Here is a 13,790-nt window from a genome sequence, read left to right on the forward strand (position 1 = left end):
GGGCGATGGCCAGCCCGAGATCCGCCGTGACTGCCCGCCTGACCGAAGCCGCCTTCGGTGCTGATCCGCGACGCTGGCCGCTGCCGGTCGCCGACACCCCCCATGACCGGTGGTTGCGTGCGGTCGCGGCCGGTGGCCAAGGCCGGTACGCCGGCGCATTCGCCGAACTCGACGTGATCGTCCGGACCGCTCGGTCCGGGCCCGTGCTCTCCCTGGCACACAGCACCCGTGCCTCGTTCCTGCGCCAGCTGGGTGGTCACGATCTCGCCCGCGGATGGGACGGCCGGGCCTGGGCAGTGGCCGGAACCGACACCGAGGCCGGCGTGGACGCGCTCGTCGGGCTTGCCGCCGATGCGTTGGGGGTGGGGCGGCTGGCGGCGTCGGCGCGGCTGCTGCAGCGGGCCCGAGCCCTGCTGCACCCGGGGGCGCCGGCCCGTCTGCCCGTCCGGCTGAGCTGGGTATCGGCGGAGTTGGCGATGGCCGGCGGCGACGGCGCAGCGGCCGTCACACACGCCGAACGCGCGGTCGAACTGGCCGAGCGCCTCGGCTCCGCCCGGCACCGGGTGAAATCTCAGGTGGTGCTGTCGGCGGCGCTGTGCTGTGCGGGACGACTCGACGATTCACGTGAGGTTGCCGACACCGCGTTCGCTGAGACGGCCGAGTTCGGGCTCGTCCCGCTGCGCTGGGCGCTGGGCTGCCTGCTCGCCGATATCGGCAGTACCGGGCATTCCGCACAGCAGGTCGCCGACATTCGCGATGCGGCCGCCGATACAGTGCGACGCGGAGGCGGCGTGTGGACGCGTCGCTGAGCCGATTCACCCCATCTCGATCGTTAGTGTTTATCTGACGCAATAGTCCGCCCAAGTCCCATCCGTAACGCTGGAGAGATCAACCACGATGACAATTTCGGGAGAACGTCTCGATGATGTCGTCGCTGATGCTGTGGCGGGGGATCGTGACGCTCTCCGGGTGGTCTTGGAGACCATCCGCCCGATCATCGTCCGGTATTGCCGGGCACGGATCGGGTCAGCTGAACGAAGTGGTCTGTCCGCAGACGACATTGCGCAGGAGGTGTGCTTGGCCGCCATCACGGCGTTGCCGCGCTATAAGGATCAGGGACGTCCGTTCCTGGCCTTCGTGTACGGCATAGCGGCGCACAAGCTTGCCGATGCCCACCGCGCATCGGCGCGCAACCGCGCCGAGCCCACCGACAACGTGCCGGAGCGGTTCTCCGGCGAGGCCGGCCCGGAACAGCTGGCCATCGACGCCGACGCGTCGGTCCGGATGGACAGGCTGCTGGCCACCCTTCCGGAGAAGCAGCGGGAGATCCTCATCCTGCGTGTCGTCGTCGGAATGAGCGCCGAGGAAACCGCGGAAGCGGTCGGTAGTACCCCCGGCGCGGTGCGGGTCGCCCAGCACCGTGCCCTGGCCAAACTCAAGTCTCAGATCACAGCGGGAGGTGAACATGCCTGATTTCGGTCGCTGGACCGCCAACGGCGGTGATCCCTCCCTCAACGACATCAATCGCGCGGACAAGTTCCTGGATGCGCTGGCTGCCGAACAGGCGCCGTTCGCCACCGACCGCGGTGACGCCGATCTCGCCTTCCTGCTGTCGGGCTGGCGCGATGAGGTCCGCCACGTCCCGATGGACCACATCCTCACCCCGTCGCAGGCCGGCGCGGCGCTGGTCGATGCGACGACCGTCCGGCGTCGACCGAACCGGCTGTCGCTGGCGGTCGTCGGCTCGGCCGCTGCGGCGGTGTTCTGCCTCGGCGGTTTCGGCACCGCGGTGTTCGCGGCCGGGCCCGGTGACGGTCTCTACGGCGTGCGCAGCATGCTCTTCGGCGACGAGAGGGCCACCCGCGACGATGCGGTGGTGCTGGCGGCGCAGACCGAACTGGCCCAGGTGCAGCAGCTGGTTGAGCAGGGACAGTGGGATCTGGCCCAGGACAAGCTGGCCGCGCTGTCTGCGACGGTGCAGAGCGTGGATCGGGTCGAGCAGAAGCAAGACCTGATCGAACAGTGGAATGCGTTGACCTACAAGGTCGTCGAGCAGGATCCGGCCGCCACCCTGCCGCCGCCGGGGGAGCCGCTGCCGGTGCTGCCGGCATCGCCGCTGACGCTGCTGCCCGTTCCGGTGATCGAGGATCCCGCCGCGGTCATCACGACCGCGCCCGGCGAAGAATCCGCGACGACCGCGCCAGGAACGACTGAACCGGCGACCACTGGGCCGGCAACCACGTCGGCCGAGACGACCGGCCTCGAGGCACCGGCGAGCCCGTCGGAGACCTCACCGGTCGAGACGACCACGGCGGTGCCGACCACGACACCGGCCACGAGTGCATCGCCGACGACCACAGCAGCGCCGACCACGACTGCATCGCCGACGACCACGGCGGTGCCGACCACGACACCGGCCACGAGTGCATCGCCGACGACCACGACGGTGCCCACTACGACGGTGCCCACTACGACGGCGCCGGCCACCACGAGTGTGCCGACCGCCACCACGACCACCACGGTGGTGCAGTCGAGCGCCTCGGCGCCGCCACGGGCCAGTGCGCCGCCGGCCTCCGCACCCGCGGAGCCGCCGAGCAGCGTTGCGGAGACGGCCGTGCGGGAGGCACCGGCGGTCGAGGAGGAGCCGGTCGTCGAGCCGACGCAGCAGCGTCCGGCAGCGACGGTTCCGCCGGTGGTCACCACCACCACGGTGCCGATGCCGTCAGACGGCGAGGAATAACCGCAGGTCAGCGGTAGCCGTCGGACTCCGAGGCCGCTTCATTGAGCGAGGCGTCGGCGTATCCGCGGCAGTAATCCCAGGTCACGTACGCATCGGGCTCGGGATCATAGGCGGGCTCGTGCGGGCGGACCGTGCCGTCGACCAGCAGCTGCAGCAGATTCGCGCGCAGCATGTCCCAGTCGTGGTAGTGGTCCTGCTGGCATTCGTCGCAGCACACCACCAGGCCGCGAATTCCCCTGTGCGCCAATAACGCCTCGTAGACCGCCAGGTCGGCCAGGTCCGCTTCCACGGCACTGCGTTCCTGCGCGTCCAATGGCAGGCCGGGCTCAAGCGCGTCGAGGGCCGCCGAGGGATCGGACGGATCGTCGGCGAACGGGTCGGGTGGCAGGCCAGGCGGGAGGTCATCTCGCACGGATCTAGCCTACGCAGGCCCGCTGGCTTCGCGCCACCGGTTCACCCGGTGGCGCGCCGCATGTCGCGCCGAGAGGACGTCGTACGGCGCGGCCGCGAGCGATGCGGCCGGTGCCGATAGACTGGCAACCTAGATTCGCGACTGTTCTTAGTGGAGGCTCCACCCATGTCGATCGCTGAAAGCAGCGTCCCGCTCGCCATCCCGGTTCCGACCGGCGGCGATGATCCGACCAAGATCGCCATGCTCGGGCTGACCTTCGACGACGTCCTGCTGCTGCCCGCAGCGTCGGACGTGGTGCCGGCCAACGTGGACACCTCCAGCCGGCTCACCAAGCGCATCCGGTTGCGGGTGCCGCTCGTCAGTTCGGCGATGGACACCGTCACCGAGTCGCGGATGGCCATCGCCATGGCGCGCGCCGGCGGTATGGGCGTGCTGCACCGCAATCTGTCCATCACCGAACAGGCCGGTCAGGTCGAGACCGTCAAGCGGTCCGAGGCCGGGATGGTCACCGACCCGGTGACCTGCTCGCCGGACAACACCCTGGCCGAGGTCGACGCCATGTGCGCGCGGTTCCGGATCTCCGGGCTGCCGGTCGTCGACGAGCGCGGCTCCCTCGTCGGCATCATCACCAACCGCGACATGCGCTTCGAGGTCGACCAGTCCAAGCCGGTCTCCGAGGTGATGACCAAGGCCCCGCTGATCACCGCCCAGGCCGGTGTCTCGGCCGAGGCGGCGCTCGGACTGCTGCGTCGGCACAAGATCGAGAAGCTGCCGATCGTGGACGGTAACGGCAAGCTCACCGGTCTGATCACCGTCAAGGACTTCGTCAAGACCGAGCAGTTCCCGCTGTCCACGAAGGACAGTGACGGCCGACTGCTGGTGGGTGCCGCCGTCGGCATCGGAGATGACGCCTGGACCCGGGCCATGACGCTGGTCGAGGCCGGCGTCGACGTGCTGATCGTGGACACCGCGCACGCGCACAACCGGATGGTTCTCGACATGGTGAGCCGGCTCAAGGCCAACGTCGGCGAGCGCGTCGACGTGGTCGGCGGCAATGTCGCCACCCGCGCGGCCGCCGCCGCGCTGTGCGATGCCGGAGCCGACGCGGTCAAGGTCGGGGTGGGCCCCGGCTCCATCTGCACCACCCGCGTGGTCGCCGGTGTCGGCGCCCCGCAGATCACCGCAATCCTGGAAGCCGTGGCGGCCTGCTCGCGCAAGGGCGTCCCGGTGATCGCCGACGGCGGTCTGCAGTACTCCGGCGATATCGCCAAGGCGCTGGCCGCCGGCGCCTCGACCGCGATGCTGGGCTCGCTGCTGGCGGGCACCGCCGAGTCGCCCGGCGACCTCATCTTCGTCAACGGCAAGCAGTTCAAGAGCTACCGGGGCATGGGCTCGCTGGGCGCCATGCAGGGCCGCGGCGAGCAGAAGAGCTTCTCCAAGGACCGCTACTTCCAGGACGATGTGCTCTCCGAGGACAAGCTGGTGCCCGAGGGCATCGAGGGCCGGGTGCCGTTCCGCGGGCCGCTGTCCACGGTGATCCACCAGCTGACCGGTGGCCTGCGCGCCGCCATGGGCTACACCGGATCGGACACCATCGAGCATCTGCAGCAGGCACAGTTCGTGCAGATCACCGCGGCGGGTCTGAAGGAAAGCCACCCGCACGACATCACGATGACCGTCGAAGCTCCGAACTACTACGCGCGCTGACGAGCGCTTGCGCGAGGACCCGAACACTCAGCAGCCCGAAAGGCATCCCGTACATGCGCGACATGGTTGAGATCGGCATGGGCAGAACCGCCCGCCGCACCTATGAACTCAGCGACATCAACATCGTCCCGGCCCGCCGCACCCGTTCCTCCAAGGACGTCTCGACGGCCTGGCAGATGGATGCCTACCGGTTCGAGATTCCGGTGCTGGCCCATCCGACCGACGCGCTGGTGTCGGTGGAGTTCGCCATCGAGATGGGCCGGCTCGGTGGTCTCGGGGTGCTCAACGGTGAAGGGCTGATCGGCCGGCACGCCGATGTCGAGGCGAAGATCGCCCAGGTCATCGATGTGGCGAAGACCTCCGAGGACGAGTCCGCGCCGATCCGGCTGCTGCAGCAACTGCATGCCGCCCCGCTGGACCCCGAACTGCTGGGGTCGGCCGTGGCGCGGATCCGGGAGGCCGGCGTCACCACGGCGGTGCGGGTCAGCCCCCAGAACGCCGCGGCACTGACCCCGGCACTGGTGGCCGCGGGCCTGGACCTGCTGGTCATCCAGGGCACCATCATCTCCGCCGAGCGCGTCGCCAACGACGGTGAACCGCTCAACCTCAAGACCTTCATCTCCGAACTGGACGTGCCGGTGGTGGCCGGCGGCGTGCTGGATCACCGCACCGCGCTGCACCTGATGCGCACCGGTGCGGCCGGCGTCATCGTCGGCTACGGCTCCACCGCCGGGGTCACCACCAGCGACGAGGTGCTCGGCATCAGCGTGCCGATGGCCACCGCCATCGCCGATGCGGCCGCGGCGCGGCGCGAATACCTCGACGAGACCGGCGGCCGGTACGTGCACGTGCTCGCCGACGGCGACATCCAGACCTCCGGCGACCTGGCCAAGGCGATCGCCTGCGGCGCCGACGCGGTGCTGCTCGGCCCGCCGCTGTCGGTGGCCGCCGAGGCGCAGGGCGACGGCTGGTTCTGGCCGTCCGCGGCCGCGCACCCCTCGTTGCCGCGTGGCGCACTGCTGCAGGTGGCGCTCGGTGAACGACCGGCATTGGAGCAGGTGCTCAACGGCCCGTCGGATGATCCGTTCGGATCGCTGAATCTGGTCGGTGGGCTGCGCCGGTCGATGGCCAAGGCCGGGTACAGCGACCTGAAGGAATTCCAGAAGGTCGGCCTGACCGTCGGTTCCTGACCGACCGCCGTTCTTTACACGTTAGGGCCTCCTGTCTAGAAGTTACCGGTCGGTAGCGTCATACTGGGAGCATGCGGAATGACGGCTCGACCACGCACTACGACGTTCTCATCGTCGGCTCGGGTTTCGGGGGCAGCGTCAGCGCCCTGCGGCTCACCGAGAAGGGCTACCGCGTCGGCGTGCTGGAGGCCGGCCGCCGGTTCACCGACGAGGAGTTCGCCAAGACCTCGTGGAACCTGCGCAAGTTCCTGTGGGCCCCGCAGTTCGGCATGTACGGCATCCAGCGCATCCACCTGCTGCGCAATGTGATGATCCTGGCCGGCGCCGGCGTCGGCGGCGGATCGCTGAACTACGCCAACACCCTCTACGTGCCGCCCGCCCCGTTCTTCAACGACCCGCAGTGGAAGGACATCACCGACTGGCAGGAAGAACTGCTGCCGCACTACGAGCAGGCCAAGCGGATGCTCGGGGTGGTCACCAACCCGACGTTCACCGACGCCGACCGGATCATGAAGGAAGTCGCCGACGACATGGGTGTCGGGGACACCTTCGTGCCCACCCCGGTCGGGGTGTTCTTCGGCGAAGACGGCCAGAAGACCCCGGGCAAGACCGTGCCCGATCCCTACTTCGGCGGCGTCGGCCCGGACCGCACCGGTTGCATCGAATGCGGCGGCTGCATGACCGGTTGCCGTTACAACGCCAAGAACACCCTGCTGAAGAACTACCTCGGGCTGGCCGAATCCGCCGGCGCACACGTACATCCGCTCACCTCGGTGCGCGAGTTCGAACAGCGCCCGGACGGGGTGTGGGAGGTCCGCACGGTGCGCACCGGCGGCAAGCTGCGGCGCACCAAGAAGACCTTCACCGCCGACCACCTGATCCTGGCCGCCGGCACCTACGGCACCCAGAAGCTGCTGTTCCGGATGCGGGACTCCGGAAAGCTCGACAAGTTGTCGCCAATGCTCGGCGTGCTCACCCGCACCAACTCCGAGTCCATCGTCGGCGCCGGACGATTCACCGTCGGCGAGGACCTGAACCTCACCCAGGGCGTCGCGATCACCTCGTCGATCCACCCCACGCCGGACACCCACGTCGAACCGGTGCGCTACGGCAAGGGCTCCAACGCGATGGGCCTGCTGCAGACCCTGATGACCGACGGCACCGGACCCGAGGGCACCGACGTGCCGCGCTGGCGGCAGCTGATCGAGACGGCCCGCAATGACCCGCACGGCACCCTGCGGCTGCTCAACCCACGGCGGTGGAGCGAGCGCACCATGATCGCGCTGGTCATGCAGCACCTGGACAATTCGATCACCACGTTCACCCGCAAGACCTGGTTCGGCTACCGGATGCTGGACAGCAAGCAGGGGCACGGCCTACCCAACCCGACCTGGATCCCGGCCGGCAACGAGGTCACCCGGCGGATCGCCGAGAAGATCGACGGGGTCGCCGGCGGCACCTGGGGAGAGTTGTTCAACATTCCGCTGACCGCCCACTTCCTCGGCGGTGCGGCCATCGGGGACAGCCCGGAGACCGGGGTCATCGACCCCTACCACCGGGTGTACCGGTACCCGACGCTGCACGTCACCGACGGTGCGGCCATCTCGGCCAACCTCGGCGTCAACCCGTCGCTGTCCATCGCCGCGCAGGCCGAGCGGTCGGCCGCGCTGTGGCCGAACAAGGGTGAGGCGGATACCCGTCCGGCGCAGGGGGAGTCGTATCGGCGGTTGTCGCCGGTCGCACCGGTGCGACCGGTGGTGCCCGCCGAAGCGCCCGGCGCGCTGCGCCGGCTGCCGATCGAACCGGTCAGCCCGGCGGGGTAGGGCCTACCGGCCGGGCCGGCCGTCGGCGCATCGGCCCGCGTCCGGGCGGCTGTGGAGGCGTCGGCAACAGCGGACGGCGGGGTTGCACCGGCACCGTGGTCGGCGCGCTGGTGCCGATGACGAGTTCCTCACCGGCGTGTCGAATGGTCAGCGAATGCTCCGGCCCGTCCCGGACGGTGTAGGTCACCTGGTCGTGTCCGGCCTCGACGGTCACCCGGAAGTCCCGCCAGCGCAGCCGGAACCGTAGACACGAGATGCCATCGGGTAGATGCGGGTCCAGCGACAGCACGCCCTCGTCGTCGCGCAACCCGCCGAAGCCGGCGATCAGCGCGGTCCATGCGCCGGCCAGCGAAGCCATGTGCAAACCGTCGCGGGTGTTGTGGTGCAGGTCGCGCAGATCGATCAAGGCCGCCTCGTAGGTGTAGTCGTGCGCCAGTTCCAGGTGGCCGACATCGGCGCACATCACCGCCTGGGTACAGGCCGACAGCGATGAGTCGCGCGTGGTGCGCCGCTCGTAGTAGTCGACGTTGCGCGCCTTCTGTTCCGGGCTGAAGGCGTGGCTCTGCCACTGCATCGCCAACACCAGATCGGCTTGTTTGAGGACCTGGGCAGGATAGAGCCGCACATACGGTTCGTTCATCAGCAGTGGATAGACGGTGTTGGCGGTGAAATCCCATTCGGCGAGCGTGGTGAATCCCTCACACTGCGGGTGGACGCCGAGCTCCTCGTCATAGGGGATATGCGTGGCGTCGGCGGCGTCGCGCCAGGCGGCGGTCTCCTCGGTCGTCACCCCGAGGAGGTACGACGAGTCGGGGTGACGGGTACACGCATCCGCGGCCACCCGCAGGTTGTGCGCGGCCATCAGATTGGTGAACACGTTGTCCCGGACCACCGCGGTGTACTCGTCCGGACCGGTCACTCCGTCCAGATGCCATACCCCGTGCCGGTCATGGTGGCCCAGCGACATCCACAGCCGGGCAGTCTCCACCAACACCTCGAGTCCGCATTCGATCTCCAGTGAATCATCGCCGGTGACAGTGCGATAGCGCTCGAACGCCATCGCGATGTCGGCATTGATATGCCACGCGGCGGTGCCGGCGGGCCAGTAGGCCGAACACTCCTCGCCCCGGATGGTGCGCCACGGGAAGCTGGCGCCCTGCAGATCGAGCAGCGCGGCGCGCTCGCGCGCGAGATCCAGTGTGGACGCCCGCCAGCGCAGCGCGTCCGCGGCGGCTTGCGGCACCGTGTAGGTCAACACGGGCAGCACGAAACCTTCACTGTCCCAGAAGGTGTGACCGTCATAGCCGGTGCCGGTCAGTCCCTTTCCCGCGATGGCGCGCCGCTCCGCGCGGGCGCTCGCCTGCAGCACGTGGAACAACCCGAAACGCACCGCCTGCTGACAGTCCGGATCCCCTTCGACCTCCACATCGGCGCAGTCCCAGAACTCGTCGAGATAGGCGCGCTGGGCGTCCAGCAGTCCCTGCCAGCCGCTGTACCGTGCTCCGGCGATGGCCGCGGCGGCCTGATCGCGCAGCGCCGGCCGGGACCGCAGGCTCGACCATCCGTAACCCAGATACTTGACCACGCGCAGCCGCTGTCCGGGCCGCAGCCCGCAGATGACGGTGGTGCGGGCGAGGTGCTCCCGAACGTCGGTGCTGACCTCGACCCGACCCGGTACGTGCACATCGTGATCCATCGCGGCAGCCATCATGAGCTCGCTGCCGCGGGTGCGGTGAACCAGCAGTGCCCCATGATCGCCGCCCTCGTGATGGATCGCCTCCAGGGGTTCCCGCAGGGCGGCCGCGACGCGGGGATCCTCGGCGGTCTCCGGAACATCCTCATTGGTGACGAGCTCCGATTGCACTGTCACCCGGACGAATTGGTCCAGCGCCTCGACGACGTACTCGATGGCGGCCACGCTGCGGTGAGCCAATGACACCAGCCGGGTGGACGTGATGCGGACCTGCTTACCTGCCGGTGAGCGCCAGTGCGCGTGGCGGGTCACTGTACCGGCACGAAGATCCAGGACACGCTCGTGGCTGATCAGGTCGCCGTACCGGACGTCGAACGGCTCGTCATCGACGAGCAGACGCAGGATCTTGCCGTTGGTGACGTTGACGACGGTCTGGCCGGCCTCGGGATAACCGAAACCGGCTTCGGCATAGGGCAACGAGCGGACCTCGAAGAGGCCGGCGAGATAGGTGCCGGGTAAACCGTAGGGTTCCCCCTCGTCGAGATTGCCACGCAGTCCGATATGCCCGTTCGCCAGCGCGAACAACGACTCCGACTGGGCCAGCAGTTCCAGATCCAGCCGGGTCTCGCGAATCTGCCAGGGCTCCACCGGATAGGCGTCGTCGGTGATCATCACGGCGGCTAGAGCAGTTCGGACAGGTCGGACACCACGGTGTCGGCTCCTGTGCGGCGCAACTGATCGGCCTGGCCCACCCGGTCGACGCCGACGACGTAACCGAAGTGCCCGGCCCGGCCTGCCGCGACCCCGGACAGCGCATCCTCGAACACCGCGGCGTGCGCCGGGGGGACTTCGAGAAGCTCTGCGGCGCGCAGGAATCCGGCCGGAGAGGGTTTACCCGGTAGGTGCTCCTCACGCAAGGTGACACCGTCCACCCGCTGCTCGAAATAGCCGGCCAGACCGGTCACCTGCAGCACCTCCCTGGTGTTCGCGCTGGAGGACACCACCGCACAGCGCAACCCGGCCGCGACCGCGGCGTCCAGGTACCGCCGAGACCCGTCGAACACCTCGACCCCGTCCGTCTCCAGCGTGGTGAGGAACTGCGCGTTCTTGGCGTTGCCGAGTCCGTACACCGTCTCGGCATCGAGGACGTCTCCGGCGGTGCCGTCGGGCAGGGTGATGTCCCGACTGGCCAGGAAGGACCGGACGCCGTCCTCGCGTAGCTTGCCGTCGATGTGGCGCAGGTAGTCCGAGTCCACGTCGAACGGCACGAACGGGGTGCCGGTGTGTTCGGCACGTCGGCGCAGGTACTCGTCGAACATGGCCTTCCAGGCCTTCTTGTGCACGCTGGCGGTGTCGGTGAGCACACCGTCGAGGTCGAACAGTCCGGCCTTCGTCTTCTCCGGCAAACCCAGCATGATCCCTCCCGCGGCCCCTCCGGGAAACTACGGGGCCGGCTACCACTTCACCATGCAGGCGTCGGTGCGGGTACCAAGTTCGGCAATCGATTCCCGATCGAGGGTGGATCCACCCGTCGGCGGCGCGCTGGGACGGTCCCCCCAGCGCCTGCCGCACTTGTCCGGCACCGGCGACTTCGGCGGGATCCCTGCCGGCGGTTGGGTCCGTCGAAGATGTTGTCCATCAGCATGATTGGTAGGAGCGGTTGCCGTTCTCCGATGTCCGGCGCCGTGCGTTTCGCGCTGATACGATGCGGTGACAACGGCGCCGGTGGCGCTCGCCCCGAGGAGGTGCCGACGTGGCATTCGATACCCCAGCGGGCGCGGAGCGCGCGGCAGCGCGCCACATCCGGCTCACCTCGCACAGTGCGGGCGCCCACGCGCCGGTGATCCGTTGGGGCGCGGCGACCGCGGCCGAGCGGGGCCCGGTGGTGGGCACCACCGGTAGTCGGGAACACCGCAACGTCATCGGCACCCACAGTGGGTCCTACGGGGTGTACCGGGCGCTGGCGGTGGCCGCCGGAGCGCTGTCACCACAGCACCGCGCCGACCTCACCGACACCGCACCGACCGATGTCATCGGGCCGTACCCGCAGTGGCAGGACCCGGCCGCCATCGTCAGCCTCGACCCGTGGGGCGCCGCGGTGGCCGATGTCTTCGCCGCCCAACTCGACGCCGGAAGCGATATCCGCCCGACCATCGCCGTCACCAAGGCCCATGTGATGCTGCCCGAGGTTGCCGCCGCGCTGCAGCAGGGCCGCCTGCGACCCGACGGCAAGCTGTTGCTCGAGAACGGGGCCGCGGTGGTGACCAAGGTGGCCGTCGAACCGGTCTGGCATCTGCCCGGCGTGGCGGCACGATTCGGGTGCACCGAGGCCGCGCTGCGTCGAGCGCTGTTCGAGGAAACCGGCGGGATGTACCCGGAACTGGTCACCCGGGGCGACCTCGAGGTGTTCCTGCCCCCGATCGGTGGCCAGACGCTCTACATCTTCGGCAACCCACGGGATCTCGCCGACGCAGGAGTGGAACTGACGGCCCGGGTGCACGACGAGTGCAACGGCTCGGACGTCTTCGGCTCCGACATCTGCACCTGCCGGCCGTACCTGACCCACGCGATCGAGGAATGCATCGCCGGCACCCAGCGCGGCGGTGTCGGGTTGGTGGCGTACTCCCGCAAGGAGGGCCGGGCGCTGGGCGAGGTCACCAAGTTCCTGGTCTACAACGCGCGCAAGCGCCAGGCCGGGGGAGACACCGCCGACCAGTACTTCGCCCGCACCGAATGCGTTGCGGGCGTACAGGATATGCGCTTCCAGGAGTTGATGCCCGACGTGCTGCACTGGCTGGGCATCACCCGTATCCACCGGCTGGTGTCGATGAGCAACATGAAGTACGACGCCATCACCGGCTCCGGTATCACCGTCGGCGAACGCGTCAACATCCCCGATGACCTCATTCCCGCCGATGCCAGGGTCGAGATCGACGCCAAGATGGCGGCCGGTTACTTCACCCCGGGCCCGGTACCCGACGTCGAGGACCTGAAGAACACGGTGGGCCGGGGACTGGCGTGAAACCGGCGGCGACACTGCGCAGCCCAGCCGAGATCCGGTCCCGTTCGCATCATCTGCTGGCCCGCGCCCGGGACGGCGCGTCGGCCTGGTTCACCGTGCAGGATGACGCGATGGACAGCGCCGCCGCCGCGGTCGCCGATCTGACCGTCGCCCGGTTCCCCGACCTCGACATCCCGTTCCACAGCCGCTGGCGACACTTCGAGGCCGGTGGGGTGGACCGCAAACGCGAACTCGACGGCCTGCTCGCCGGCCTGGATCCGGCCGGGTGCGCCCGCGCGATGATCGATCTGACCGTGGTCAGCGTGCTGCTCGACGCGGGCGCCGGACCCGACTGGACCTACCGCGAAGCCGACACCGGACTGCAGTTCAGTCGGTCCGAGGGGCTCGGGGTGGCCAGCTGGCATGCGTTCACCGCGGGCGTGTTCTCCTCCGATCCGGCATGTCCGCTGCAGGCCGACGCCGCCGGCCTGATCGGTCTGGACACCGGGCTGCTGGCCGGGCACCTGCAGCTGGGTCCGGACAACCCGCTGGTCGGTTTCGACGGCCGCGCCGACCTGCTCCGCCGGCTCGGCGCCGCGCTCGCCGCCCAGCCCGCGGTATTCGGCGTCCCGGGCCGGCCCGGGGGATTGTTCGATCTGCTGGCCCCCGAGCCGACCGCCGACGACCTGCTGGGCGTCCTGCTGTCGGCGCTGTCGGGAATATGGCCCGCCGGTAACGCCATCGACGGCGAGTCGCTGGGCGACTGCTGGCCGCACCCCGCCGTGCCCGGTGCCGGGCGCACACAGGGCTGGATGCCGTTCCACAAACTGTCCCAGTGGCTGACGTACTCACTGCTCGAACCGTTCGGCTGGGCCGGTGCGCCGGTCCGCGGCATCGAGGCGCTGACCGGGCTGCCCGAGTACCGCAACGGCGGACTGTTCCTGGACACCGGGGTGCTGGCCCTGCGCGATCCGGGCTGGGCCGAGCATGGATGGACCCCGGCCGATGAATTGGTGATCGAGTGGCGCGCCTGCACGGTCGCCCTGCTCGACGAACTCGCCGTGCTGGTGCGCCGACGGCTCGGCGTCACCGCCGAACGGCTGCCCCTGGCGTGTGTGCTCGAAGGCGGCAGCTGGGCCGCCGGGCGGGCCTTGGCGCAACGACTCCGCGGCGGGCTGCCCCCGCTGACCGTCCACAGCGACGGCACCGTCTTCTAGAAAGGAG

General features: G+C 69.3%; 11 protein-coding genes. 8 read left to right on the forward strand and 3 right to left on the reverse strand.

What is annotated here, in order from left to right:
• Positions 1–5: 5 nt before the first annotated feature.
• The 3 genes from K0O62_RS07055 (at position 6) to K0O62_RS07065 (ending at position 2,740) form a co-directional block, all read left to right on the forward strand.
• Positions 6–809 carry a hypothetical protein gene (locus K0O62_RS07055; RefSeq protein ID WP_073856464.1) on the forward strand — a complete coding sequence of 268 codons (804 nt, stop codon included), beginning with the start codon at positions 6–8 and terminating at the stop codon, positions 807–809.
• A gap of 88 nt (positions 810–897) precedes the next feature.
• On the forward strand, positions 898–1,473 hold the full coding sequence (locus K0O62_RS07060; RefSeq protein ID WP_073856465.1) for a sigma-70 family RNA polymerase sigma factor: 576 nt from the start codon (positions 898–900) through the stop codon (positions 1,471–1,473).
• Positions 1,466–2,740: an anti-sigma-D factor RsdA gene (locus tag K0O62_RS07065; RefSeq protein ID WP_073856466.1), complete on the forward strand. Its 1,275-nt coding sequence runs from the start codon at positions 1,466–1,468 to the stop codon at positions 2,738–2,740. Before K0O62_RS07060 ends, K0O62_RS07065 begins: the two co-directional genes overlap by 8 nt.
• A 7-nt stretch (positions 2,741–2,747) precedes the next feature.
• On the opposite strand, the gene K0O62_RS07070 is transcribed toward K0O62_RS07065, so the two are convergent.
• A complete protein-coding gene (locus K0O62_RS07070; RefSeq protein ID WP_073856467.1) occupies positions 2,748–3,152 on the reverse strand; it encodes a DUF5319 domain-containing protein in 405 nt (134 codons plus the stop codon).
• A 165-nt stretch (positions 3,153–3,317) separates the two neighbouring features.
• Between K0O62_RS07070 and guaB the strand changes: the two genes are divergently transcribed.
• From guaB to K0O62_RS07085, 3 genes are all read left to right on the forward strand, one after another.
• Complete coding sequence (gene guaB / locus K0O62_RS07075; RefSeq protein ID WP_073856468.1) at positions 3,318–4,859, forward strand: IMP dehydrogenase; 1,542 nt, start codon at positions 3,318–3,320, stop codon at positions 4,857–4,859.
• A gap of 53 nt (positions 4,860–4,912) precedes the next feature.
• A complete protein-coding gene (locus tag K0O62_RS07080) occupies positions 4,913–6,049 on the forward strand; it encodes a GuaB3 family IMP dehydrogenase-related protein (RefSeq protein ID WP_073856469.1) in 1,137 nt (378 codons plus the stop codon).
• Positions 6,050–6,120: 71 nt separating this feature from the next.
• Positions 6,121–7,872, forward strand: a complete 1,752-nt coding sequence (locus K0O62_RS07085) for a GMC oxidoreductase (protein ID WP_073856470.1) — start codon at positions 6,121–6,123, stop codon at positions 7,870–7,872.
• Here the strand turns inward: K0O62_RS07085 and K0O62_RS07090 are convergent.
• Together K0O62_RS07090 and K0O62_RS07095 are read right to left on the reverse strand one after the other, a co-directional pair.
• Positions 7,856–10,237: a glycoside hydrolase family 65 protein gene (locus tag K0O62_RS07090; protein WP_073856471.1), complete on the reverse strand. Its 2,382-nt coding sequence runs from the start codon at positions 10,235–10,237 to the stop codon at positions 7,856–7,858. The genes K0O62_RS07085 and K0O62_RS07090 overlap by 17 nt on opposite strands.
• Before the next feature lie 8 nt (positions 10,238–10,245).
• A complete protein-coding gene (locus tag K0O62_RS07095) occupies positions 10,246–10,980 on the reverse strand; it encodes a beta-phosphoglucomutase family hydrolase (protein WP_073856472.1) in 735 nt (244 codons plus the stop codon).
• Positions 10,981–11,318: 338 nt separating this feature from the next.
• Between K0O62_RS07095 and K0O62_RS07100 the strand changes: the two genes are divergently transcribed.
• Together K0O62_RS07100 and K0O62_RS07105 are read left to right on the forward strand one after the other, a co-directional pair.
• Positions 11,319–12,587, forward strand: coding sequence for a GTP cyclohydrolase II (locus tag K0O62_RS07100; RefSeq protein WP_073856473.1), 1,269 nt, complete (start codon positions 11,319–11,321; stop codon positions 12,585–12,587).
• Complete coding sequence (locus K0O62_RS07105; RefSeq protein WP_073856474.1) at positions 12,584–13,783, forward strand: URC4/urg3 family protein; 1,200 nt, start codon at positions 12,584–12,586, stop codon at positions 13,781–13,783. The genes K0O62_RS07100 and K0O62_RS07105 overlap by 4 nt, the downstream gene beginning before the upstream one ends.
• Positions 13,784–13,790 lie beyond the last annotated feature (7 nt).

This window comes from Mycolicibacterium diernhoferi (genome assembly GCF_019456655.1).
Taxonomy (GTDB): domain Bacteria; phylum Actinomycetota; class Actinomycetes; order Mycobacteriales; family Mycobacteriaceae; genus Mycobacterium; species Mycobacterium diernhoferi.

What these genes read in the sequence shown, in the direction of transcription:
- guaB (WP_073856468.1), top strand. Translation starts at nt 3,318, where the DNA reads ATGTCGATCGCTGAAAGCAGCGTCCCGCTCGCCATCCCGGTTCCGACC.
- K0O62_RS07080 (WP_073856469.1), top strand. Translation starts at nt 4,913, where the DNA reads ATGCGCGACATGGTTGAGATCGGCATGGGCAGAACCGCCCGCCGCACC.
- K0O62_RS07060 (WP_073856465.1), top strand. Translation starts at nt 898, where the DNA reads ATGACAATTTCGGGAGAACGTCTCGATGATGTCGTCGCTGATGCTGTG.
- K0O62_RS07090 (WP_073856471.1), bottom strand. Translation starts at nt 10,237, where the DNA reads ATGATCACCGACGACGCCTATCCGGTGGAGCCCTGGCAGATTCGCGAG.
- K0O62_RS07065 (WP_073856466.1), top strand. Translation starts at nt 1,466, where the DNA reads ATGCCTGATTTCGGTCGCTGGACCGCCAACGGCGGTGATCCCTCCCTC.
- K0O62_RS07085 (WP_073856470.1), top strand. Translation starts at nt 6,121, where the DNA reads ATGCGGAATGACGGCTCGACCACGCACTACGACGTTCTCATCGTCGGC.
- K0O62_RS07055 (WP_073856464.1), top strand. Translation starts at nt 6, where the DNA reads ATGGCCAGCCCGAGATCCGCCGTGACTGCCCGCCTGACCGAAGCCGCC.
- K0O62_RS07095 (WP_073856472.1), bottom strand. Translation starts at nt 10,980, where the DNA reads ATGCTGGGTTTGCCGGAGAAGACGAAGGCCGGACTGTTCGACCTCGAC.